The following is a 22621-nucleotide window of genomic DNA, read 5'->3' as shown; positions in this document are numbered from 1 at the left end:
AAGGCCTCGATCGTGCTGCCGACCGGGGCGAACGTTATCGCTCCCCAGCCCAGGATGGACACACACGCTGTTCACCGCTCCGCCGCCCCGGTGCCGGCATGCCGGAGCCGGGCCGTCAAGGCGTCACCGCACTCGCCGGCGCGTCCACCAGATCGGCGGCCACCGCCGCGTGGTCCGAGGGCCACACGCCGTCGACCGGCTCATCGCCCGCGCGCCGCACGCCCCGCACCTGCCCCAACCCGCCCTTCCCCGGCGGCCCCACATGGATGTAATCGACGCGCGCGCTCGGCATCCGCCCGGCCGCGGCGTGCGGGTTCTCGCGGTCCCAGGTGGCGGAGGGGGCGGACGGGTCGGCGTACTCCCAGGCGTCGAAGAGGACCTGGCCGCGGACGACCGGCGCGGTGCGGTAGCCGCCGAAGAGGCGAATCTCGTCGGAGTCGGGCCAGGCGTTGAAGTCGCCGGTGACGACCGTCGGGAAGGGAGTCTCGCCCCGGTGCTCGCCGATGAACTCGGCGAGGGCGGTGACCTGCCGACAGCGGACGGCGGAGGCGTCGAGGGCAGAGGTGAGGTGAGTGGTGAAGAAGGGAATGTCGTAGGAGGGGGCGGCCAGGCGGGTGAAGAGGGCGAGGCGGCCGTCGTCGACGTCGGAGGGGGCGGGGAGGCGCAGGGTGCGCTGGGCGGTGACCGGCCAGCGGCTCAGCACGGCGTTTCCGATGTCGACCGTGTGGTCGCCGATCCGCCGACGCCAGCGGTCGGGGGCGGGTGAGGGGGCCCAGGCCCAGTGCATGCGCAGTTCCGACGCCAGCCACTCGGCCTGGTTCTCGCCGCCCGCGGCCCACACCTCCTGCAGGCCGACGATGTCCGGCCGCAGGGCGCGCAGCTCGGCGAGGATGGCCTTCTGCCGGGCCTCCCAGGGCCCGAAGCGCCACCACAGGTTCCAGGTCACCACCCGCATCCGCAGCCACCCGCTCTCGTCACGCCGCGTGGGGGACCATTGAAGCAACAGTTCGGCGGCTGCGCCGTGACACCCGAAACGAGTCAGGAGACTCACACACAATGTCCCGCCTCGCCGACCTCAGGTTCCGTGCCGCCACCACCTTCCAGCGCCACGTCGGCAACCCGGTCCTCCGGCGTCTCCCTCTCCAGACCGTCCTGGAGACCACGGGCCGTGTCTCCGGCCTGCCCCGGCAGACCCCGGTCGGCGGCCGCCGGATCGGTGACTCCTTCTGGCTGGTCTCGGAGTTCGGCGACAAGTCGCAGTACGTCCGCAACATCAAGGCCGATCCGCGGGTGCGGGTCCGGATCAGGGGGCGGTGGCACACCGGCACGGCCCACCTGCTGCCGGATGACGATCCGGTCGCCCGGCTGCGCGGACTGCCCCGCTTCAACAGCGCCGGGGTGCGGGCGTTCGGCACGAACCTGCTGACGATTCGGGTGGACCTGGAGGACTGACAGGCCGAAAGGCCTGATCAGGGCCGCACGCCGGGACCCGTCCCACGGCCGGCCCGGTACAACCGCCGTATGGAACACACCACGAAGACGAAGGGGGGAGCGACCAGGCGCGCAGCCGCTCGCTCCCGCATAGCGGCCATGGGCGCGGTCGCTCTCGCTCTGACCATGACGGCTGTCGCGGCCCATTCGGCAGCGGCAGCGGACACGCGGGCCATCTCCTATCCCTCACGCCTGAAGCAGTGCGCCGACCTCGACTGCAAGGTCCAGGTCAAGAAGGGTGAGGGGTTCAAGGCTCACCGCTTCTGGATCGAACGCGTCACCTTCCCGCAGATCAGCAGGAACAACATCCAGATCAAGGCCTACGGCGACGGCACCACAATGGGCTGCGGAGGCACCGCGCCGCTGCACTGCACCATCAACGGCGTCGACTTCACGGTCAAGGACGTCCGCGGCAGCACGGCCCGGACAGTCCGCATCCACCCGTAGACGACCCCAGAGCGCAGGGTGCCGGCGAGCCCTACCGCGCGAGCCGGCGCCCTGCCCGCGTGCGGGCGCAAGCGAGCGCCACCCCGGCCACCCTCACCCCGGCCACACGATCGACTGCACCTCGCTGTACGCGTGCAGGGCGTACGACCCCACGTCCCGGCCCACCCCGCTCTTCTTGAAGCCCCCGAACGGCGCCTCCATGTTGCGCCCGACGGTGTTCACGCCCACTCCGCCCGCGCGCAGCCGCCGCGCCACCCGGAAGGCGCGGGCGACGTCCCCCGACCAGACGTAGTCGATCAGGCCGTAGTCCGTGTCGTTGGCCAGCGCGATGCCCTCGTCCTCCTCGTCGAAGGGGATCACGCAGACGACGGGGCCGAAGATCTCCTCGCGGGCGACCGTCATGTCGTTGGTGCAGTCCGCGAGGAGCGTCGGCGCCACGTAGAAGCCCCGCTCGAACGGCGGCCGTTCACCCCCGGCCACCACCACGGCGCCTTCCTTCCGGCCCGTCTCCACATACGACTCCACCCGCTCCCGGTGCTCCGCCGAGATCACCGGCCCGACGACGGTGGACGCCGCACGCGGATCCCCGACCGGCAGCCGCCCGGCATACGCGGCCAGTTGCTCGACCAGCCGGCCGTACACGCCCCGCTGGGCCAGCACCCGGGTCGGCGCGGTGCAGATCTGCCCGCTGTAGAAGGAGAAGGTGGTCCCGATCCCGGCCACGGCCGATCCGATGTCCGCGTCGTCGAAAACGACCGCCGCGCCCTTCCCGCCGAGCTCCATCAACTGGCGTCTCATGTCCCGCCCGCACACCTCGGCGATCCGCTGCCCGACCGCCGTGGAGCCGGTGAAGCTCACCATGTCGACGTCCGGGGACGACACGGCCGCCTCGCCGACCTCGACGGATCTGCCGGAGACGACGTTCACCACCCCGGCGGGCGCCCCCGCCGCCTCCAGTGCCTCCGCCATCCGGTAGACGGACAGCGGATCCTGCGGGGCGGGCTTGACGACCACCGTGTTGCCCATGGCCAGGGCGGGGGCGATCTTGCCCGCCGGGTTGGCCCACGGATTGTTGTACGAGGTGACACAGGTGACGACGCCGACGGGCTGGCGGACGGCCAGCGCACCCATCACGCCCGCCTTCCCCATCGGCCCGGCCTCGTTGATCTGCGGCGGGATCGCCCACTCGGCGGGCTCCACGCGCGCGTAGCGCCGGAACCGGGCCGCCCCGACGCCCACCTGCATGCCCCGGGCCGTCCCCGTGGTCGCGCCGGTCTCGGCCTGGGCCAGCTCGGCGTACGGCACCAAGCGCTCACCGATGATCTCCGCCGTGCGGGCGAGCACCGCCGCCCGCTCCTGAGGCGTCGTACGCGACCACGGTCCGAAGGCCTCGCGGGCCGCGGCGCAGGCCGCGTGCACCTGATCCCGCGAGGCCTCCGGGGCCCAGCCGACGGTCTCCTCGGTCGCCGGGTCGACGACTTCGTAGTACCCGCCGTCCGGCTCCACCCACGAGCCCCCGACGAACAGCCGCTGCCGGTCCACGCCGCCCTTGGCGCTCACCTCGTGGCCACCGTCCTGGTGTCCCGCCCCGAGCGCAGCACCCGCCCGGGCACCGCCCCGCTCACCACGTCGTCCCGGATCGCCTCGACCCCGTTCACCCAGACCGCCCGCACCCCGATCGCCCGGGAGTCCAGCCGCGGACTGTCACCCGGCAGGTCGTGCACCAGGGTGGCCGTGCCGGCGTCGATCCGTTCCGGGTCGAAGAGCACCAGGTCCGCATGGAAGCCCTCCTCGATGCGGCCGCGGTCCCTGAGCCCGAACAGCCGGGCCGGATCGTCCGTCAGCATCTTCACCGCCTGCTCCAGGCTCGCCAGCTTCCGCCCGCGCAGACAGTCCCCGAGGAACCGGGTGGTGTACGGCGCCCCGCACATCCGGTCCAGATGAGCCCCGGCGTCCGAACCGCCGAGCAGCACGTCCTCGTGCTGCCAGGCCTCGGCCCGCATCGCCCAGGACTGCGGGTCGTTGTCGGTGGGCATGGGCCACAGGACGGTGCGGAGGTCGTCGTTGGCGCAGATCTCGACCAGGCAGTGGAAGGGTTCCAGGCCCCGCTCGCGCGCGATGTCCTCCACGACCCGTCCGCTCAGCCCGCGGTTCGCCTCGCTGTAGGTGTCGCCGATGACGTACCGCGCGAAGTTCGTCAGCCGCCGCAGGACGCCGGCCTCCTTCGACACCGACTGCCGCAGCATCTCGGCCCGCACATCGGGGTCGCGCAGCTTCGCGATCCGCTCCGGCACGGGCAGCGAGAGGATCGGGCCCCAGCCGGGGATGAGGTTGAGCGCGCAGAACGTACCCAGCGACATGTTCATCGGCGTGAGGATCGGCATGGTCAGCGCCACCACCCGGCCGCCCGCCTTGCGCGCCCGCTCACTGGCCAGCAACTGCCTGGGCACCCGCTCGGGAACCGCCGAGTCGATGGTCAGCACGTTCCAGTTGAGCGGCCGCCCGGCGACCGCGCTCATCTCGGCGAACAACTCGATCTCGGCATCGCTGAACTGATCCATGCACCCGGCGACGATCGCCTCGATCTGCGTCCCCTCGTGCTCCCCGACGGCCTTGGACAGCGCGAGCAGCTCCGCGGGCCGGGCGTGCCGGGAGGCCACCGGCCGGCCGTCGCCGTCGGAGTGGCTGGCGGACTGGGTGGTGGACAGGCCCCAGGCGCCGGCGTCCATGGCGTCGTGGAACAGCCGCAGCATCCCGGCGAGTTGCTCCTCGCTCGGCTGCCCGCCGACGGCGTCCGCGCCCATGACGTACCGCCGCAGCGCGCAGTGCCCCACCATGAACCCGGCGTTGACCGCGATCCGCCCTTCGAGCGCGGCCAGGTACTCCCCGAACGAACTCCAGCTCCAGGGCGCCCCCTCCTCCAGGGCCACCAGCGACATGCCCTCGACCTTGGACATCATCCGGCGCGTGTAGTCGGCGTCCTCGGGCCGGGCGGGGTTCAGGGGCGCCAGCGTGAACCCGCAGTTGCCGGCCGCGACGGTGGTGACGCCGTGGTTGAGGGACGGGGTGGCGTACGGGTCCCAGAAGAGCTGGGCGTCGTAGTGGGTGTGGGGGTCGACGAACCCGGGGGCGAGGACGAGCCCGGAGGCGTCCTCGCTGCTGCGGGCCTCCTCGGTGACGATGCCGACGGCGGCGATACGGCCGTCGCGGATGCCGAGGTCGGCGGTGTACGCGGGCGCGCCCGTGCCGTCCACGACGGTCGCGCCCTTGATCAGGTGGTCGAGCATGGTGACGGGCCCCCTTACGCGGACTGGCTTACGCGGACTGGCGGAACCTCGTGGTCCGGTGCACGGGATCCGTATCGATCTTCGGGATCACGTGCTCACCGATCAGCCGGATGGTCTGCAGCGTCTCCTCCTTCGGCACCCCCACCGGCAGCCCGAAGCTGAGCTGGTCCGCCCCGGCCTGCTCCCACCGCTTGCACTGCGTGAGCACCTCGTCCGGGTCCCCGCAGATCAGCAGCTCCTCCTCGATCAGCAGCTCCACGAACTCCGGCGTGTACTCCGGCAGCGTCTGAGGCCACACCGGGAACCCCTCGGGCCGGGGGAAGGTGTCGTGGTACCGGAACACGAGCGAGGGCAGATAGTGCAGGCCTCCGTTCACCGCGATCTCGATCGCCTCCGCGTGGGTGGGCGCGCAGATCGCCGTCGTCGTCACCATCACGTTGTCGTTGACGAAGTCCCCCACCGGCTGGGCGTCCACGACCGCCGTCTTGTACTGCTCCAGCACCCACTCCATGTCGGCGACCTTCTGCACGCTGAAGCCCAGCACCCCGAGCCCCTTCCGCGCCGCCATGGCGTACGACGGCGGCGACCCGGCCGCGTACCACATCGCGGGATGGGACTTCCCGTACGGCTTCGGCAGCACCTTCCTCGGTGGCAGCGACCAGTGCTTGCCCTGGAAGCCGGCGTACTCGTCCTGGAGCCACATCTTGGGGAACTCGGCGATCGTCTCCTCCCAGATCTCCTTGGTGTAGTTCATATCGGTCACGCCCGGTATGAACCCGAGGATCTCGTGCGACCCGGCCCCGCGCCCGCTGCCGAACTCGAAGCGGTTGGCGCTGAGATGGTCGAGCATGGCCACCTTCTCGGCGACCTTCACCGGGTGGTTGACCTGGGCGAGCGGGTTGAAGATCCCCGACCCGAGATGGATCCGCTCCGTCGCGTGCGCCAGGTACCCGAGGAACACGTCGTTGGCGGAGAGGTGCGAGTACTCCTCCAGGAAGTGGTGCTCGGAGGCCCACGCGTACTTGAAGCCGGACCTGTCCGCCTGGATGACGTACTCGGTCTCCTCCATCAGCGCCTTGTGCTCGGCGAGCGGGTCGGTCTCGGCGCGCTTGCCCACGTATCCCTGTACAAAGAGCCCGAATTCCAAGGAGGTTCACCGTCCCCGGTTCAGATTGCCTGCTGTTTCTGACGCTCCGTCAGTTTCGATGGCCCGACTGTCGCACCCGCCGCAGACAGGGTCAATAGCTGACGTCGGGTCAGATGACGCTGACGCCCGCGAGCCAGCCCCCGTCGATCACGAACGGCTGCCCGGTGATGTACGAGGAGTCCTGCGAGGTCAGGAACAGCGCCAGCCTGGCCACCTCCTCCGGCTTCCCGATCCGGCCCAGCGGCACGAGCTTGCGGTACAGCCCGTCCAGGGCCCGCCCCACCTCCTCCGCGTCCGCGCCCGGGTCGAGCTGCGCCGGGTTGGACATCGCGGTGTCGATCGCGCCGGGGCACATCGCGTTGACCCGGATGCCCCGCGGCGACAGCTCCAGCGCGGCGACGCGGGTGAGGCCGACGATGGCGTGCTTGGTGGCGGCGTAGGACCCGACGGCCACCATGCCGGTCACTCCGGTGTAGGAGGCGGTGTTGACGATCGTGCCGCCGTCGGTCATCTCGGGCGCCACTGTCTTGACGCCGAGGAAGCAGCCGACCTGGTTCACCCGCACGACCTGCATGAACTCATCCAGAGGCGTGTCGAGGAGGGTGTTGAAGCGCAGGATGCCGGCGTTGTTGACCAGGCCGTCGACATGACCGTACGCCTTCTTGGCGGCCGTGACCGCGGCACGCCAGTCGGCCTCCTCGCCGACGTCGAGGTGGACGTAGAGGGAGCCCAGCTCCTGGGCGAGCTTCTCCCCCTGGTCGTCGAGGACGTCCGCGACGACCACCCTCGCACCCTCCGCGACGAAGAGCCGCGCCTCCTGCTCTCCCTGTCCGCGCGCCGCCCCGGTGACTATGACAATCCGTCCGTCAAGCTTGCCCATTACGGCCCCTCCACACGGTGGACTCGGTGGACACAGTGGAATCTGCATCGTAGCCCCATACCTGACGATACGTCAGATGCAAGTCCTGGCCGTTGCTGAGGCGAATATCACGTGACTCGCAAGTAGGGATGTTTGACCCTGTCGGCGTCCGTCAAGGGCATCCAAAATTTTCGCCATGCCCAAGCGGAAACTGAAGAACAAGAAGATCAGGATCGTGGCGGCCGTATCCGCCTTGATGACCAGCGGGGCCGTCGTCGTCGCGCTGCCTCCGTCGGCGAACGCCGCCGCCGAGAAGACGCCGGAAGAGATCATGCGGATGTGCCAACGAGCGAAGGTGCTCAACGGCAAAGAGCAGTCCCTCGAGGATTTCGGTGGTGGCGGGATAGCAGGCCCGAATTTCGAGTCCAGCAGTTGCGAGTTCGTCCAGACGAAAGACATGGAGTTCTTCAACGGGCCCAAGGAGAAGGTCAGCATCGACTACGCGAACTGCGAGCCGAACTCCACCGAACCGACGCAGGTCCAGCTCCAGGGGTCGGCCGAGGTCGCTCAGGGCCAGGGCAAGTACACCGTGACACAACAGGGCTTCGCGGCGGGGATCTTCGGCGCCCTCAACGCCTCCTGGGTGGACCACGAGGCGACGCTGGACCTGACCGTGAAGGCGGCCGGCACCACCCTGACGGACAAGGCCAAGGTCCCGGTCGGCAAGGTGCTGTACATGACTTTCGAGCCGAAGATGCAGCGCATGACCGGCGTCTGGCGGGTGAAGATCGACGCCCATCCGGGTGGGGGGACGGCCTACACCAAGCCCCGCCCGGAGCAGATCTTCGAGGTGCCCGAAGTCATCGAGGGACCCGTCGTCCGGGACGGTGCCGCAGGTGCGCCCGGGGAAGCGGCCGGCATCCGTGACACCGAAACGGTCGACTGCTGAACCTCCTCCACCTGCTTTCACAAGGAGAAAGAGCCACCATGGCACGCACGCCCCGCAAGGGAACCCACCGCAGCAAGAAGAAGCGCATCACGCTCGCCCTCGCCCCCGTCGCCGCGCTCGCGGTGGCCGTCCCGCTGATGAACAGCGCGGGCGCCGCCACCCCCGACGAGGTGGCCGCCGACTGCCGCGCCGACTCGGACAAACTGGAGAACTGCGAGTTCGTCCCCGTCGGTGTCAGAGAGAACAGCCTCGGCCCCAACAAGGTGGTCTCCGACGTGACGGACAACTGCGGAGAAGACGAGCCGAAGGAGACGGGCTTCTCCGTGACCGGGTCGGTGTCCAGGATCGTTCAGACCGACTCGGGCTTCTCGGCCGGCGGCGACTCGAAACTCAGCAACTCGTTCTTCGAGGTCGGCATCAAGTTCTCCACGACCGAATACAACGTCAAGCGTGACGAGACCAAGACCGGCTTCTCCTACAGCATCGATGATGTGGTGAAGCCCGACCACGTCGGCGTCTTCATGTGGTCCGAGAAGCGCACCGACGTGAGCGGATACCTCAAGGCCACGTACAAGGACGAGCAGGACGGCCAGAAGGTGTTCTTCTCACCCCGCGAGGGAGCCACCGACATCCACGTCTTCTATCCGCAGCTCCTGAAGAACGGAACTCCGGACGGTCGCCTCTGGATGCGCAACGTGAAGTGCGGCACTCCGGAGGCCGACAGGCTCCTCAACAAGGCCTAGAAGAAACAAGGCCTAGAAGAACGGCCCCGGCAGTCGCAGCCGGTGGGCGTACCCCCTTCTCATGCGCGAAGTACGGGCGCGGCTCCCAGCCACCGCAGGACCGCGTCCGTGCTGCCGCGTGCGTCGAGCTTGGCGTAGATGTTGCTGAGGTTGTTGCGGACCGTCTTCTCGCTCAGCCGTAATCGCAGCCCGATCTCCTGCGCCCCGAGCCCGGTCGACAGCAGCTCCATGATCTGCCGCTCCCGCGGTGAGAGCAGGCCGCGCAGCCGCTCCACCGCCGCGTCCGCCGTGGACTCCCGCCGGGCCCCCTCACGCAGGGCGGCGCAGGCCGCCGGGGAGAGGTAGGTGTGGCCGATGGTCGCGCCGACGACGGCCGAGGAGAGCATGCAGGTGCAGTAGTCGTCCTCGACGAGATAGCCCGCTCCGCCGCGGAACACCTCCATGATGGTCTGCGTGTCCCGGTGCGGACTGACGACGATCACCGGAACAGCGACGGCCCTCAGCTCCCGCAGGGCGTCCAAGGGGTCCGCGCAGCACAGGACGACGACATCCACGTCCTCGGGGACGCGGAAGGGCTGGGCCAGACGCACCGCTCGGCCGACGTACCGGTCGTCCGGGGCCGGCCATCCAGGGTGCGGCCAGGGGCCCTCGGGGCAGGCGAGGGCGACGGTGAGTTTCCGGGGAGTGCGCACGTCGTTGTGTCCTTCCGCCGAAGCCGTACGTCCGTCGGTGTCCGTACGTCCGTACATACGGCGCTCGGCGTGGACATGTTCAAGCTTTCAATGAACGCGGTTACCGCAGCAGCGGCGCGACCTCCTCGCCGAACCGCTCGATCTGCCCCACGAGTTCGGCCCGGCTCCGGCACCGGAACCGCACCTGGATCTGGTCCACCCCCATCGCCCGGTAGGCGCGCAGGGACTCGGCGATCGCGTCCGGCGGCCCGGTGAGCGTCCGGCGCCCGACGTCCCACCCGGGCGCCCCCACGTACAGCGGCTCGGCGATGGCGCCGACGGTGAACGGGCCCTCCTCGATGCCCGCCTCTTCCCTGAGCCGCCGTATCCGCGCGATCTGCGCGGGGAGCCGGTCCCGCGGGTCCCCCTGCGGCAGCCACCCGTCCCCCTTGAGCGCCGCCCTGCGCACGGCGGCCGGGGACGATCCGCCGACCCAGACGGGGACGCGCTCCTGAGCGGGCCGCGGGCGCTGGCCCAGCCCCTCGAAGTCGTAGAGCTTGCCGCGGTGTTCGGGGAACTCCTCGGGCCCGAGCGCGGCCCGCAGCGCGTCGATCGACTCGTCCAGCACGGGCCCGCGCCGCTCGAAGTCGACCCCCAGCGCCTCGAACTCCTCCCGCACATGCCCGGCGCCGACCCCGAGGACCAGCCGCCCGCCGCTGAGGTGATCGAGGGTGGCGTACTGCTTGGCGGTCAGCAGCGGATGCCGCAGCCCCACCACCGCGACATGGCTGAGCAGGCGCACGCGCTCGGTGGCCGCCGCGAGGAAGGCGAGGGTGGCGACGGGGTCGTACCAGATCGTGCTCATCGCGGGCGCGAGGCGGCGCGGGATGGCGACGTGGTCGCAGCAGGCGACGTAGTCGAAGCCGGCGCGGTCGGCGGCGCGGGCGGCGGCGCGGAGGTCGTCGGGGCCGGCGGCGGCCTCCCAGGGTTCGGCGTAGATCGCGCTCTGGGACTGGACGGGAAGCTGGATGCCGTAGGCGAGTCGTCGCCCATCCGGCGGCAGGGCGGGCATGGCGCCCCCTTCACTGGCGGTCCGGTGTATAGAGTGACGCGCACTACATGCTGATGTCTGACGGGTCGTCAGACAAGACCCGGGGCAGAGCCGGACGGAGTCCCGGACCGTGACGGATGCCCTACGCTCCGTACCCGACCGGCGCGTCCGGGTCCACGGAAGCAACCCGGCCGCCTCGTCGGACATCTACCCAAGTGGACCCTCTGGCGCACGATCGCCTGCATAGGGTGGAAGCAGTGATGAATGGGGTGAATGTGGACGGGGATCAGCGACCCGCCATGTCCGATGTCGCCATGTCCGTCGTCGTGATCGTCTACAACGACGAGACCAGACTGCCCACGGCCGTGCGCTCGGTGCTGGAGCAGTCACTGCGCGGCGTCGAGGTCGTGATCGTCGACGACCACAGCACGGACGGGTCCTACGAGGCGGCCCGCCGGCTCGCCGACGAGCACCCCGGTCGCGTCCGCGCCCACCGGCTGCCCGAGAACAGCGGCGGCTGCGGCGCGCCCCGCAACCACGGCATCCAGCACACCCGCGGCGAGTACGTCGTCTTCCTCGACAGCGACGACGTGCTGGAGCGCGACGCCTGCCGCAACTTCCTGGAGGCGGCCGAGACCACCGGCGCCGACCTCGTCTCCGGCATGTGCGTCCGCGTCCACGTGGACTCGCGGCACCGCAAGGAGGTCAAGTGGTACCCGTGGCTGTACGCCCGCACCCGCACCCTCGACTCCATCGCCGAGCTGCCTGACCTGCTGGTCTTCGACACCCTGTCGACCAACAAGTGCTACCGCCGGCAGTTCCTCCTCGACGCCGGCCTGGAGTTCCCCGTCGGCATCCACTACGAGGACCTGCTCTTCTCCGCCCAGGCCTACACTGCGGCCCGCCGCATCACGCTCATCCCGAACCGGGTCTACGACTGGAACGTGGTCCACAAGACCGGCGCCAAGTCGATCAGCAACCGCCGGGCCGAGATCGCCAACTTCGCGCACCGCATGGAGATGCACCGCCGGGTCGACGCGCTGCTCGCCGACAAGGGCCTGCCGGAGCTGAAGTTCCGCAAGGACGTCAAGTTCCTCAAGCACGACCTGGTGCTGCACCTGCGCGACCTGCCCTTCCGGGACGCCGCCTACCGCCAGGAGTTCGCCGCCCTCGCCCGCGCCTATCTGACGTCGATCGACCCGGCCGCCTACGACGAGATCGAGCCGATCCACGCGGTCTGCGCGTATCTGCTGCGGATGAGCGACTGGGACAACCTGCTGCCCGCCGTGGACACGCTCAGCAACCGCGACAAGGTCTCCGCCCCGCTCGCCGAGCGCGACGGGCGCATCTACTGGTGCGCCGAGCACATCGACGAGGACCCCTTCGCACGCCAGGTCCTGGACGTCACCGAGCTCGGCTACCACACCCGGCCGGTCGGGAAGCTGTTCCCGCGCAACGAACTCACCGAGTACCGGCAGGAGGGACCGGGCGGCGTCGTCCGGCTCGCGGGGCGCGTCACCAACCCCCTCGGCGCCATCCCGCCCGGCGCCCGGCTCACCGCCGAGCTGGAGTTCTACGCCCGCCGCCAGGGACTGCGCTTCAAGACCTTCCGCTTCCCGGTGTCGACGGTCCGGCACGAGGGCCCGTACGTGTCCTGGGAGGCCTCGGCGAACCTGGCGAAGGGCCTGCGCCCGCTCGGCATCGTGGACGCCGTCTGGGACGTACGGCTCCATCTGGACGTCGACGGCGAGCGTACGACGACGCGCCTGACCGCCACCCGGCCGGGCCTTGCGACCGGCGAGGTGCCGGTGCGCCCGCGCCTGACCCGGCTGGTCGCCGACCGCGTCGAACCGGAGATCTCCGCCCGCGGCCACCTCGCCTTCCGCCTCGTCCCCGGCAAGAAGGCCAACGACCTCGTCGTGCGCGGCCTGCAGGGCACCCCCGGCCGGCTCGCCAAGGCCGGCTACCGCAAGGCGAAGGCACTGCGCCAACGAGCCACCTCCGGGGAGACCAAGCTCCGCGTCTACCACGACGTCTACCTGCGCATGCCGGTGCGCAAGCGGCTGGTGGTCTTCGAGAGCCATCTGGGCCGGCAGTACAGCGACAGCCCCCGGGCGATCTACGAGGAGATGCGCCGCCAGGGCCTCGACTTCGAGGCGGTGTGGTCCTACACCGGCCGCCCGCAGGGCTTCCCCGCCGACGCCACGCTGGTGCGCCGCTGGTCGCTGCCCTACCTCAAGGCGCTGGCCCGCGCCGAGTTCTGGATCGACAACCAGAGCTACCCGCTGAAGCTGACCAAGCGCCCCGGCACCACCTACATCCAGACCTGGCACGGCTCCGCGCTCAAGCGGATGGGCTTCGACGAGGCCGGCTGGAAGCTCAAGTCCCGCGCCGAGCAGGCGGAACAACAGCGCACCCTGGACCGCTTCGACCACTTCCTGATCCGCTCGGAGCACGACGTGCGCACCCTCGCCAAGGCCTTCCGGCTGCGCGAGAAGACACTGCTGCGGGTCGGCTACCCGCGCAACGACGCCCTCGTGCAGGCGCGGGGAGCCACCGAACGACCGCCACTGGCCGCCGAGTTGGGCATCCCGGCCGGGAAGACGGCACTGCTCTACGCCCCCACCTTCCGCCACCACGGCGACCGCCGCTTCGCGCTGCCCTTCGACGTGGAGCGCTTCGCGGACGAGTTCGGCGACCGGTACGTCCTCCTGGTCCGCGCCCACTACCTCAACCACGTGGTGCTGCCGCCGTCCGTACGGGGCCGCGTCATCGACGTGTCCGACCACCACGACGTGACCCCGCTGCTCGCCCTCGCCGACGCCCTGATCACGGACTACTCGTCGGTGATGTTCGACTACGCCCTGCTGGACCGCCCGATGCTGTTCTTCCCGCACGACTACGAGGAGTACGTGCACGAGGGCCGCGGCACCTACTTCGACCTGCTGGAACGGGCACCGGGCCCGGTCGTGCGCACGGAGGACGAACTGCACTCCACGCTGCGGGAGTCGTCGCTGGAGGAGCAGGCCGTCAAGTACGCGTCCGCGCGGGAGCGGTTCGTGGCCGACTTCGGCGAGTACGACGAGGGCACGGCCGCGCGGCGCATCGTCGAGGAGTTCTTCACCGACTGGAGGAAGGCGTAGTGGAGGCAGGCACGATGGGGCGGGACGGCTTCCGGGACATCTTCCTGGTCTCCAACAGCGTGGACGAACTGGGCGGAGTGACGAGCTGGTCCCACCAGATGGCCCGGCTCTTCACCGAGCGCGGCCACCGCGTCCACGTCATCGGCATCACCACCCCCGAGGACCCGCACGACCTCGGCGAACTCCCCTACCCCACGACCCGGCTGTACGCCGGCCAGCCGCCGGCCCCCGGCCGGGCGCGCTCGGCGAGCATGCGGGAGAAGGCCACCGTCCTCACGAACCTCTTCCGCGCCGCGCGCCCCGGAGCGGTCGTCATCGTCACCCAGGTATGGGCGATGGAGTGGGTGAACGTCGCCGACACCACCGGTCTGACCGTGATCGGCATGAGCCACGAGTCCTTCGAGACCTCGAAGCGCTCCTCGCGCTTCCGGCGGGTCCTCAAACACTACCGGGACGTCGACCGCATGCTCGCCCTCACCCGCGAGGACGCCGACCTGTGGATCGGCGCGGGCCTCAACAACGCGTCGTACCTGCCGAACGCCGTGCCTTGGCTGCCTTCCGCCCCCTCGCCGCGCACCGAGCGAGCCGTCATCAGCATCGGCCGGCTCAGCGACGAGAAGGGCGTCGACATACTCCTCGACACCTGGGCGGAGGTGGCCCCCCGCCACCCCGACTGGGTCCTGCGGATCTACGGCTCCGGCGAGGACGAGGAGATCCTGCGCAAGCACTGCACCGCCCTGGGCCTCGACGCCTCCGTGGAGTGGAAGGGCCGCACCGCCGATGTGCAGGGCGCGTTGCGAGGCGGTTCGGTGTTCGCGCTGTCCTCCCGGGGCGAGGGCTTCCCGCTCGCCCTCATGGAGGCCATGGCCATGGGCGTCCCCTGCACCGCCTTCGACTGCGCCCCCGGCGTCCACGAGATCATCCAGGACGGCGAGGACGGCCTCCTCGCCAGACCCGGCCACACCGGCGAACTCGCCCGCAAGCTGGACCTGTTGATGTCGGATGCGGGGCTGCGGGACCGGATGGGAGACGCGGCGCGGGAGAACATTCGCAGGTACGGGGCGGACGAGATCGCGGGGCGGTGGGAGGCTCTGTTCGGGTTCCTGGAGCGGTAGGTCTCACTCCACGGGGTGGTTCGACGTCCAGCCCGCCCAGGCCGACGCGATCATGTCGTCCACCCCGTACCGCGCCTTCCAGCCCAGCTCCGCCGCGATGCGGTCGGCCGAGGCGACGACCCTGGCGGGGTCGCCCGGTCGCCGGGCCACGACCTCGGGGGGCAGGGCGTGGCCGGTGAGCGTGTTGATCCGGTCGATCATCTCGCGCACCGAGACGCCCTCCCCGCGCCCGATGTTGAGCGTGAGATCCGTGCCGGGTGCCGCGCTCAGCCGGCGCGCGGTCGCCACGTGGGCCTCCGCCAGGTCGACGACGTGGATGTAGTCGCGGACGCAGGTGCCGTCGGGGGTCGGGTAGTCGGCGCCGAAGATGCGCGGGGGCGCGTTGTCCGTCAGCTTCTCGAAGACCATCGGGACGAGGTTGAAGACGCCGGTGTCGGCGAGTGCGGGGGTCGCCGCGCCCGCCACGTTGAAGTAGCGCAGGCATGCCGTCGACAGGCCCGTGGCCCGGCCGGTGGCGCGGACCAGCCACTCGCCGGCCAGCTTGGTCTCGCCGTACGGCGACATCGGCACGCACGGCGTCTCCTCCGTCACCAGGTCGACGTCCGGCATGCCGTAGACGGCCGCCGAGGAGGAGAACACGAACGACCCGACCCCGGCCTCGGTGACGGCGGCCAGCAAGGTGCGCAGGCCCTCGACGTTCTCCCGGTAGTAGTGCAGCGGCAGTTCCACGGACTCGCCGACCTGCTTCTTCGCCGCGAGATGGACGACACCGGTGATGCCGTGGTCCCGGACGGCGCGACCGAGCAGGTCGCCGTCCAGCGTGGAGCCGACGACCAGCGGTACGCCGTCGGGCACCCGCTCGGCGATCCCCGTGGACAAGTCGTCGTAGACGACGGCTCGTTCGCCCGCGTCGAGCATCGCGCGCACGACGTGCGCCCCGATGTAGCCGGCGCCACCGGTGATCAGCCAGGTCATGTACAGCCCTTCATCGAAATGGGTTACGCATCAGCGGATATCAGCGAAAGAAGCGCTTCACGCGACGGCGCACGACGTCCGTCACCCCGCTCAGGCCGGGCGCGAGGCGCACCGCCAGCGCCCCCGAGTGCGTGGCGTACGGCTGCACCAGCAGCACGGCGTGCCGCAGGCTCGGCAGGGCGCGCCGGCTCAGCAGCCCGGCGCCCGCGACGGCGTGGGCGGTGCTCTCCCGGTGGGTGCCGTCCTTGAAGCGCAGCCGGAGCTTCAGGTCCCAGGTGCCGCGGCCCAGCGCCGCCAGGTCGAGCGGGAACTCGGCGGACCAGGTGGAGGAGTCCGGGTGGGCCGTGAGGGGCGCCGTGCCGGAGAATCCCGGCCGTCCCTCGTCCCGCTCCACGAGCTCGGCCTCGACGGCCTCCGGTCCCGCCTGCGCCATCCGCCCGTACATCTCGTGCAGGCGCAACCGGAGCACCGTCCCGCGCGCGCGTGGCCGCAGTACGGCGTCGACGGCGGCCGGCAGCAGGTGTGCCGGGCGGACCAGGAGGTGGTCCAGCTCCACCTGGGGCAGCTGGGCCGACCAGATCGGGGAACCGTCGTCCGCGCGCGCGTACGGCGGATTCAGCCGGGCCGGGCGGGCCGCGAACTCCTTGAGCCGGTCCAGGTCGCACGGCTCCTCGGAGGCGAGGACCACCCGGGCGACGACCCCGCCGGGCGCGGGCACCGACGCGAAGTCGCCCTCGTCGAAGGAGGCCAGGTACGCGCGCGTGACGGTCCACCACTCGCGCCGGTACTCCGCGCCGCGCAGATGCAGCTCGCGCGCGTACATCCGCAGCGAGTGGTCGAGGAAGCGGGCCCGCGTCGCCTGCGCCAGCCGCTTCTCCCCGGCGCCCAGCAGGATGTCGTACGAGACCTGGTCGGCCTCGATCCGGGCCCGCCAGTTGGCGATGTTCGCGCGGTCGAGGGAGATGGACAGCCGGGCCGCCGACCGGCGTACGTGCCAGATGTACACCGGCTCCGGGACGAGCGCGATGCTCGGCGCGGCGGCCAGTACGCGCGCGGTGAAGACGAAGTCCTCGTAGGGGAAGCGCCCCTCGGGGAAGTGGATGCCGTGTCCGCGCAGGAAGTCGGTGCGGTAGAGCTTGTTGACGCTGAGCGTGTCGCGCACCAGGCGCACCCGCCGGGCGGGGTGGTCGACCAGCGCGGGCCGGGTGTACAGCTCGTGCTGCCACGGTGTCTCGCGCCCGGAGGGCAGCTCCTTGCGCAGGCACAGCCCGGCCGCGACCGGCGCGTCGTGCCGCACGGCCGCGGCCAGCAGCGCGTCGACGGCGCCCGGCGGCAGCACGTCGTCGCTGTCCAGGAACATCACATAGGGCGAGGACACGGCGTTCAGCCCGTCGTTGCGCGGGGTGCCGCAGCCGCCGCTGTTGGTCGGGCGCCGGATCACCTTCAGGCGGGGTTCGCCGGCGGCCATCCGCCCCAGCAGCTCCGCGCTGCCGTCCGACGAGCAGTCGTCGACCGCGATCACCTCACGGACGGCCGGCCCCTGCGCGAGCGCCGACCGCACCGCGTCCGCCACATGGGCGACGTCGTCGTATCCGATGACGACGATGGCGACCTGTGCGTGCTGGACAGCCATGAATGCCCCGACCCGTAGCGTTTTGTACCTGATGCCAGGTACGAGAGCTTCGCACCTCGGAGGGGAAGATGACGTCTACGGGGCCGGGGTTCCGTTCAGAGGTTTTTGATTGCGATTCGATTACCGCGGGTGGACGCCGCCGTTCCAGCGACCGTCCGGGGTCAGTCCCAGCAGCTCGATCGCGTTGCCGCGCACGATCCGCTCGACGACCTCGGGGTCCAGATGGCCCATCTGCGCCTCGCCGACCTCGCGGGACTTCGGCCAGGTGGAGTCGGAGTGGGGGTAGTCGGTCTCGTAGAGGACGTTCCCGACTCCGATCGAGTCCAGGTTCCGCAGTCCGAAGGCGTCGTCGAAGAAGCAGCCGTATACGTGATCGGCGAACAGCTCGGACGGCGGCCGGTGCACCTTGTCGGCGACCCCGCCCCAGCCCCGGTTCTCCTCCCACACCACGTCGGCGCGCTCGAGGATGTAGGGGATCCATCCGATCTGGCCTTCGGCGTACATGACCTTGAGGTTGGGGAAGCGCTCGAACTTGCCGCTCATCAGCCAGTCGACCATCGAGAAGCAGCAGTTGGCGAAGGTGATGGTGGAGCCGACGGCGGGCGGGGCGTCGGCGCTGGTGGACGGCATCCGGCTGCTGGAGCCGATGTGCATGGCGACCACCGTGCCGGTCTCGTCGCAGGCGGCGAGGAAGGGGTCCCAGTCGTCGGTGTGGACGGAGGGGAGCCCGAGGTGCGGGGGTATCTCGGAGAAGGCGACGGCGCGCACGCCGCGGGCGGCGTTGCGGCGGACCTCGGCGGCCGCGAGCTCGGCGTCCCAGAGGGGGATGAGGGTGAGCGGTATGAGCCGCCCTTCGGCGGCCGGCCCGCACCACTCCTCCACCATCCAGTCGTTGTAGGCCCGCACGCCCAGCAGGCCCAGCTCGTGGTCCTTCGCCTCGGTGAAGGTCTGGCCGCAGAAGCGCGGGAAGGTCGGGAAGCAGAGCGCGGACTGGACGTGGTTGACGTCCATGTCGGCGAGGCGGGCGGGCACGTCGTACGACCCCGGGCGCATCTGCTCGTACGTGATGACCTCGAGCTTGATCTCGTCCCTGCTGTATCCGACGGCGGTGTCGAGCCGGGTCAGGGGGCGGTGCAGGTCCTCGTACACCCACCAGTCGCCGAGCGGTCCCTCGTCGCCGGGGCGGCCCATGACGGGCTTGAACCGGCCGCCGAGGAAGGTCATTTCCTTCAGCGGGGCGCGGACTATGCGCGGACCGGTGTCGAGGTACTTCTTCGGAAGCCGGTCCTGCCACACCGTCGGCGGCTCCACCGTGTGGTCGTCGACGGAGATGATCAGCGGAAACGTCGTCTCGGTGTCCATGTCCGCCACGGTAGCGCCGATCTGACGGTCCGTCAGCTATGCGGACGCGCGCACCCGCTTGCGAAGAGCGCGTGAGGGCCTTGTGATATCCCGCGCGTCCGCATGTGATCACCCCCTCCACGGCTGACGCATCTGCCGTGAACAAGGCAAACTGGCGGAGATGTAAACGGGTCCTAGGGGGACGGCGATGGACGGGGTACCGCGAGTGCCGGAGCAGAGGCGGCCCGGCTCCTCGACAGATGCGGCGGAGCCGACGGCACTGCGCTTCGGCGTACTCGGTCCGGTACGCGCGTGGCGCGGCGAGGAGCAGCTCCCGACGGGCTCCCCTCAGCAGCGCGCCCTGCTCGCCGCCCTGCTGCTGCGCGAGGGCCGTACGGCGACCGCGGCGGAGCTGATCGACGCCCTGTGGGGCGAGGAGCCGCCCTCGCAGGCGCTGGCGGCGCTGCGGACGTACGCCTCCCGGCTGCGCAAGGTCCTGGACCCCGGGGTCCTGGTGAGCGAGTCCGGCGGCTACGCGGTGCGGGGCCTGGCCGAGGGCGCGCTGGACCTGGCGGCGGCGCAGGAGCTCGCGGCGGAGGCGGAGAAGGCGAGGAACGCCGGGGATCTGCGCCAGGCGCGGGACGTGCTGGGGCGGGCGCTGGCGCTGTGGGACGGCGAGGTGCTGGCGGGCGTTCCGGGCCCGTACGCGGAGGCACAGCGGGTCCGCCTGGAGGAGTGGAGGTTGCAGCTCCTGGAATCCCGCCTGGACATGGACCTGGAGCAGGGCTGCCACGCGGAGGCGGTCTCGGAGCTGACGGCGCTGACGGCGGAGCACCCGCTGCGCGAGAAGCTGCGGGAGCTGCTGATGCTGGCGCTGTACCGCAGCGGCCGGCAGGCGGAGGCGCTGGCGGTCTACGCGGACACCCGGCGCCTGCTGGCGGACGAGCTGGGCGTGGACCCGCGTCCGGGCCTGAGCGAGCTCCAGCAGCGCATCCTCAGGGCGGACCCGGCCCTCGCGGAGCCGTCGGCACCGGCGGGCGAACCGGCGGCGGTCCCGGTGCGCCCGGCCCAGCTCCCCGCCACCGTCCCGGACTTCACCGGCCGCGCCTCCTTCGTCGCCGAGCTGAGCGATGTCCTCGCCTCGGCCGAGGGCCGGGTGATGGCGGTGTCGGCGCTGGCCGGCATCGGCGGCGTGGGCAAGACGACGCTCGCGGTGCACGTGGCGCACCAGGCGCGCTCGGCGTTCCCCGACGGTCAGCTCTACGTCGACCTCCAGGGCGCGGGCCCGCGCGCTGCGGAGCCGGAAACGGTCCTGGGCTCCTTCCTGCGGGCCCTCGGCACACCGGACGCGGCGATCCCCGACTCCCTGGAGGAGCGCTCGGCCCTGTACCGCTCGGTGCTGGACGGCCGACGGGTCCTGGTCCTGCTGGACAACGCCAAGGACGCCGCCCAGGTGAGGCCCCTCCTGCCCGGCACGGACGGCTGCGCGGCGCTGGTGACCTCCAGGGTCCGCATGGTGGACCTGGCGGGCGCCCACCTGGTCGACCTGGACGTGATGTCGCCGGACGAGGCGCTGCAGTTGTTCACGAAGATCGTGGGCGAGGAACGGGTGGCGTCGGAGCGCGAGGCCGCGCTGGACGTGGTGGCGGCATGCGGCTTCCTGCCGCTGGCCATCCGCATCGCCGCGGCCCGCCTCGCGGCCCGCCGCACGTGGACGGTCTCGGTGCTCGCGGCCAAGCTGGCGGACGAGCGCCGGCGCCTGGACGAGCTGCAGGCCGGCGACCTCGCGGTGAAGGCGACCTTCGAGCTGGGGTACGGGGCCCTGGAGCCGGCCCAGGCGCGCGCCTTCCGCCTGCTGGGGCTGGCGGACGGGCCGGACATCTCGCTGGCGGCGGCCGCGGCGGCGCTGGATCTGCCCGTGGCGGACACGGAGGACCTGCTGGAGTCCCTCGTCGACACCTCGCTGCTGGAATCGGCGGCGCCCGGCCGGTACCGCTACCACGATCTGGTGCGACTCTACGCGCGTGCGTGCGCGGAACGGGACGAGTGGCCGCCTAGTGAGCGGGATGCGGCGCTGTCGCGGTTGCTGGACTTCTATCTGGCCACGACCGCGCAGGTGTACGCGATCGAGCACCCCGGCGACCGCCTGACCGACGACCTGGAGCCGACCCGCTATCCGGGGCTGAGCTTCACCGAGGGGACTCAGGCCCTCGACTGGCTGTACACGGAGGCCGGTCAACTGCTGGCCTGCGTACGGCAGGCGGCCGGGACGGAGCGGCTGGGGCGGGCCGTCGATCTGCTCTGGGCGGCGAAGGACCTCACCGAGTCCGGGGCCAACTCGCATCAGTACGAGATGACCGCGAGGGCCACCTGCGAGGCCACCCGGGCCGTCGGCCACGAGCGGCTGGAGGGCAGGGCGCGTACGGTGCTCAGCGATGTGCTGCTGGTCTCCGGGCGTATTCAGCCCGCCGAGCAGGAGGCCCGCGTCGCGATCGAGCTGGCGCGCAGCGCGCGGGACGCGACCGCCGTGAGCTGGGTGGCCAACAACCGGGGACTGATCTGCCTGCACGAGAGCCGGTTCGCCGAGGGCAAGGTCTTCTTCGACCAGGCCCTCGAAGGCCTGCGGGCGGCGGGGAACCGGCCCTTCGAGGCCACCGTCCTCGGCAATCTGTCACGCGCCCATCTGGGCATGGGCAACATCGCCAAGGCCGTGGAGATGGCGCAGCACGGGGTCGCCGTGCACACCGGGATCGGGCGGACGGTGCGCCTCGCGAACGGCCACTTCGCACTCGGCGTCGCCCTGACCCGGGCGGGCCGCTACGCCGAGGCGCTGAGCCGGTTCTCCGACGCCCTCGGCATCTTCAACGATCACCGGCAGCGGCTGTGGGAGGGCGTCACCCACTTCCGCATCGCCGAGGTGCACTCGGCCGACCGCCGCCCGGCCCAGGCCGCGCAGCACGCCGAGCAGGCTCTCGCGCTGGGCTGTATCGGGGGTGACCGGATGCAGGGCAACGTCCTGACGCTCCTGGGGCGTTCGCTGGCCGCGCTCGGCCAGGCGGACCGGGCCCGGGCGTGCTGGCGCGAGGCCCTGAACCTCTACGAGCAGAACGACGCCGTGGCGGCCGCGGAGGTGCGCGCACTCCTCGGCTCGGCCACGGCCGCCTAGGGCTCGGGCCTCTGACCTGGGGATTGCGGGCGTTCAGCGTTCGTTTATCTCCGCCCGGCAGTCTCATACCCGTCGGACCGTCGCGTCGGGGGGCAGGCGGTCGGACCCGGAGCCCGACCGATTACTGTGCGGCTCCGAACGCCCGTCCGGCAATCCTCGGGGGAGTTTCCGGGCGGGCGTTCCTCACTCACCGACGAAAAAAGGGAGCACGAGCCCATGAGCGACGAGAAGAAGGACACGACCGTCTCTCCGGACAACAACGCGATGCCGAGCGAGCCTGCCACGACGGACGAGCAGGTCACCACGCTCAACAACGCCATGCCGAGCGGTCCGGCCACCGCGGACGAGAAGATCACCACGCTCAACAACGCGATGCCGGCGGGCCCCGCGCACCTGGACCTGAACGACAAGTAAGCCTCACCCCACGGGGATCGGCCGCGGCAGCACGGAGGGGAGCTGCCGCGGCCGATGCGTGTCAAGTGCGGGGCGATCGGCCACTTTGCGCCAGCCCGCACCCGCAAAGCCTCCTCGGCAGGCGTTTCCCTCTGGCCCAAAAGCTCCGATTCCCACCACACCCCCTCAGCGCGAGCCCGGTTATCCACA

The 22621-nt window shown here is 71.0% G+C and carries 18 protein-coding genes; 8 read left to right on the top strand and 10 right to left on the bottom strand.

Going from position 1 to position 22621, the window contains the following annotated elements; genetic code table 11:
* Positions 1 to 115: 115 nt before the first annotated feature.
* Positions 116 to 955, bottom strand: coding sequence for an endonuclease/exonuclease/phosphatase family protein (locus tag ACP4J3_RS24110; RefSeq protein WP_426537747.1), 840 nt, complete (start codon positions 953 to 955; stop codon positions 116 to 118).
* A 101-nt stretch (positions 956 to 1056) separates the two neighbouring features.
* On the opposite strand from ACP4J3_RS24110, the gene ACP4J3_RS24105 reads away from it, so the two are divergent.
* Together ACP4J3_RS24105 and ACP4J3_RS24100 are read left to right on the top strand one after the other, a co-directional pair.
* A complete protein-coding gene (locus ACP4J3_RS24105; RefSeq protein WP_426537745.1) occupies positions 1057 to 1452 on the top strand; it encodes a nitroreductase/quinone reductase family protein in 396 nt (131 codons plus the stop codon).
* Positions 1453 to 1521: 69 nt separating this feature from the next.
* Entirely contained in the window at positions 1522 to 1938 is a 417-nt protein-coding gene (locus tag ACP4J3_RS24100; RefSeq protein WP_426537743.1) for a hypothetical protein, read from the top strand.
* 93 nt (positions 1939 to 2031) lie between these two features.
* Here the strand turns inward: ACP4J3_RS24100 and ACP4J3_RS24095 are convergent, their stop codons facing one another.
* The 4 genes from ACP4J3_RS24095 to ACP4J3_RS24080 all read right to left on the bottom strand — a co-directional run bounded on the left by ACP4J3_RS24095 (position 2032) and on the right by ACP4J3_RS24080 (position 7252).
* On the bottom strand, positions 2032 to 3498 hold the full coding sequence (locus tag ACP4J3_RS24095; protein ID WP_426537741.1) for an aldehyde dehydrogenase family protein: 1467 nt from the start codon (positions 3496 to 3498) through the stop codon (positions 2032 to 2034).
* Positions 3495 to 5225: an N-acyl-D-amino-acid deacylase family protein gene (locus ACP4J3_RS24090; RefSeq protein WP_426537739.1), complete on the bottom strand. Its 1731-nt coding sequence runs from the start codon at positions 5223 to 5225 to the stop codon at positions 3495 to 3497. Before ACP4J3_RS24090 ends, ACP4J3_RS24095 begins: the two co-directional genes overlap by 4 nt.
* 28 nt (positions 5226 to 5253) lie before the next feature.
* Complete coding sequence (locus tag ACP4J3_RS24085; RefSeq protein WP_426537737.1) at positions 5254 to 6372, bottom strand: LLM class flavin-dependent oxidoreductase; 1119 nt, start codon at positions 6370 to 6372, stop codon at positions 5254 to 5256.
* 109 nt (positions 6373 to 6481) lie between these two features.
* Positions 6482 to 7252, bottom strand: a complete 771-nt coding sequence (locus tag ACP4J3_RS24080; protein WP_426537735.1) for an SDR family NAD(P)-dependent oxidoreductase — start codon at positions 7250 to 7252, stop codon at positions 6482 to 6484.
* A gap of 175 nt (positions 7253 to 7427) precedes the next feature.
* On the opposite strand from ACP4J3_RS24080, the gene ACP4J3_RS24075 reads away from it, so the two are divergent.
* Both ACP4J3_RS24075 and ACP4J3_RS24070 read left to right on the top strand, forming a co-directional pair.
* Positions 7428 to 8180, top strand: a complete 753-nt coding sequence (locus ACP4J3_RS24075) for a hypothetical protein (protein ID WP_426537733.1) — start codon at positions 7428 to 7430, stop codon at positions 8178 to 8180.
* 38 nt (positions 8181 to 8218) lie between these two features.
* Complete coding sequence (locus ACP4J3_RS24070; RefSeq protein ID WP_426537731.1) at positions 8219 to 8923, top strand: hypothetical protein; 705 nt, start codon at positions 8219 to 8221, stop codon at positions 8921 to 8923.
* Positions 8924 to 8982: 59 nt separating this feature from the next.
* Here ACP4J3_RS24070 and ACP4J3_RS24065 read toward each other — a convergent pair whose 3' ends face one another.
* Positions 8983 to 9615 (bottom strand): LuxR C-terminal-related transcriptional regulator, encoded by a 633-nt coding sequence (locus ACP4J3_RS24065; protein ID WP_426537729.1) that lies wholly within the window; start codon positions 9613 to 9615, stop codon positions 8983 to 8985.
* A 100-nt stretch (positions 9616 to 9715) separates the two neighbouring features.
* Entirely contained in the window at positions 9716 to 10666 is a 951-nt protein-coding gene (locus ACP4J3_RS24060; RefSeq protein ID WP_426537727.1) for a TIGR03619 family F420-dependent LLM class oxidoreductase, read from the bottom strand.
* A 278-nt stretch (positions 10667 to 10944) separates the two neighbouring features.
* Here ACP4J3_RS24060 and ACP4J3_RS24055 point away from each other — a divergent pair, with 278 nt between their 5' ends.
* Positions 10945 to 13788 (top strand): bifunctional glycosyltransferase/CDP-glycerol:glycerophosphate glycerophosphotransferase, encoded by a 2844-nt coding sequence (locus ACP4J3_RS24055; protein ID WP_426537725.1) that lies wholly within the window; start codon positions 10945 to 10947, stop codon positions 13786 to 13788.
* 14 nt (positions 13789 to 13802) lie between these two features.
* Positions 13803 to 14903 (top strand): glycosyltransferase, encoded by a 1101-nt coding sequence (locus tag ACP4J3_RS24050; RefSeq protein ID WP_426538012.1) that lies wholly within the window; start codon positions 13803 to 13805, stop codon positions 14901 to 14903.
* Positions 14904 to 14906: 3 nt separating this feature from the next.
* Here the strand turns inward: ACP4J3_RS24050 and galE are convergent, their stop codons facing one another.
* The 3 genes from galE to ACP4J3_RS24035 form a co-directional block, all read right to left on the bottom strand.
* Positions 14907 to 15878 carry a UDP-glucose 4-epimerase GalE gene (gene galE / locus ACP4J3_RS24045; protein ID WP_426537724.1) on the bottom strand — a complete coding sequence of 324 codons (972 nt, stop codon included), beginning with the start codon at positions 15876 to 15878 and terminating at the stop codon, positions 14907 to 14909.
* A 40-nt stretch (positions 15879 to 15918) separates the two neighbouring features.
* On the bottom strand, positions 15919 to 17511 hold the full coding sequence (locus ACP4J3_RS24040; RefSeq protein WP_426537722.1) for a glycosyltransferase: 1593 nt from the start codon (positions 17509 to 17511) through the stop codon (positions 15919 to 15921).
* 120 nt (positions 17512 to 17631) lie between these two features.
* Complete coding sequence (locus ACP4J3_RS24035) at positions 17632 to 18873, bottom strand: amidohydrolase family protein (RefSeq protein ID WP_426537720.1); 1242 nt, start codon at positions 18871 to 18873, stop codon at positions 17632 to 17634.
* Positions 18874 to 19060: 187 nt separating this feature from the next.
* Here ACP4J3_RS24035 and ACP4J3_RS24030 point away from each other — a divergent pair, with 187 nt between their 5' ends.
* Together ACP4J3_RS24030 and ACP4J3_RS24025 are read left to right on the top strand one after the other, a co-directional pair.
* Positions 19061 to 22018, top strand: coding sequence for a BTAD domain-containing putative transcriptional regulator (locus tag ACP4J3_RS24030; RefSeq protein ID WP_426537718.1), 2958 nt, complete (start codon positions 19061 to 19063; stop codon positions 22016 to 22018).
* Positions 22019 to 22234: 216 nt separating this feature from the next.
* Complete coding sequence (locus tag ACP4J3_RS24025; protein ID WP_426537716.1) at positions 22235 to 22432, top strand: hypothetical protein; 198 nt, start codon at positions 22235 to 22237, stop codon at positions 22430 to 22432.
* Positions 22433 to 22621: the final 189 nt, after the last annotated feature.

The sequence above is a fragment of the Streptomyces sp. UG1 genome, from assembly GCF_049974585.1.
In the GTDB taxonomy this organism is placed as follows: Bacteria; Actinomycetota; Actinomycetes; order Streptomycetales; family Streptomycetaceae; genus Streptomyces.
The sequence above is the reverse complement of the archived record's forward strand: the minus strand, read 5'-3'. Positions and strand labels throughout refer to the sequence as shown.

Bases quoted from the DNA above. Each gene is read 5' to 3' on its own strand.
- ACP4J3_RS24110 (WP_426537747.1), bottom strand. From the start codon at position 955: ATGCGGGTGGTGACCTGGAACCTGTGGTGGCGCTTCGGGCCCTGGGAG.
- ACP4J3_RS24105 (WP_426537745.1), top strand. From the start codon at position 1,057: ATGTCCCGCCTCGCCGACCTCAGGTTCCGTGCCGCCACCACCTTCCAG.
- ACP4J3_RS24100 (WP_426537743.1), top strand. From the start codon at position 1,522: ATGGAACACACCACGAAGACGAAGGGGGGAGCGACCAGGCGCGCAGCC.
- ACP4J3_RS24090 (WP_426537739.1), bottom strand. From the start codon at position 5,225: ATGCTCGACCACCTGATCAAGGGCGCGACCGTCGTGGACGGCACGGGC.
- ACP4J3_RS24080 (WP_426537735.1), bottom strand. From the start codon at position 7,252: ATGGGCAAGCTTGACGGACGGATTGTCATAGTCACCGGGGCGGCGCGC.
- ACP4J3_RS24075 (WP_426537733.1), top strand. From the start codon at position 7,428: ATGCCCAAGCGGAAACTGAAGAACAAGAAGATCAGGATCGTGGCGGCC.
- ACP4J3_RS24070 (WP_426537731.1), top strand. From the start codon at position 8,219: ATGGCACGCACGCCCCGCAAGGGAACCCACCGCAGCAAGAAGAAGCGC.
- ACP4J3_RS24060 (WP_426537727.1), bottom strand. From the start codon at position 10,666: ATGCCCGCCCTGCCGCCGGATGGGCGACGACTCGCCTACGGCATCCAG.
- ACP4J3_RS24055 (WP_426537725.1), top strand. From the start codon at position 10,945: ATGTCCGATGTCGCCATGTCCGTCGTCGTGATCGTCTACAACGACGAG.
- ACP4J3_RS24050 (WP_426538012.1), top strand. From the start codon at position 13,803: ATGGGGCGGGACGGCTTCCGGGACATCTTCCTGGTCTCCAACAGCGTG.
- galE (WP_426537724.1), bottom strand. From the start codon at position 15,878: ATGACCTGGCTGATCACCGGTGGCGCCGGCTACATCGGGGCGCACGTC.
- ACP4J3_RS24040 (WP_426537722.1), bottom strand. From the start codon at position 17,511: ATGGCTGTCCAGCACGCACAGGTCGCCATCGTCGTCATCGGATACGAC.
- ACP4J3_RS24035 (WP_426537720.1), bottom strand. From the start codon at position 18,873: ATGGACACCGAGACGACGTTTCCGCTGATCATCTCCGTCGACGACCAC.
- ACP4J3_RS24030 (WP_426537718.1), top strand. From the start codon at position 19,061: ATGGACGGGGTACCGCGAGTGCCGGAGCAGAGGCGGCCCGGCTCCTCG.
- ACP4J3_RS24025 (WP_426537716.1), top strand. From the start codon at position 22,235: ATGAGCGACGAGAAGAAGGACACGACCGTCTCTCCGGACAACAACGCG.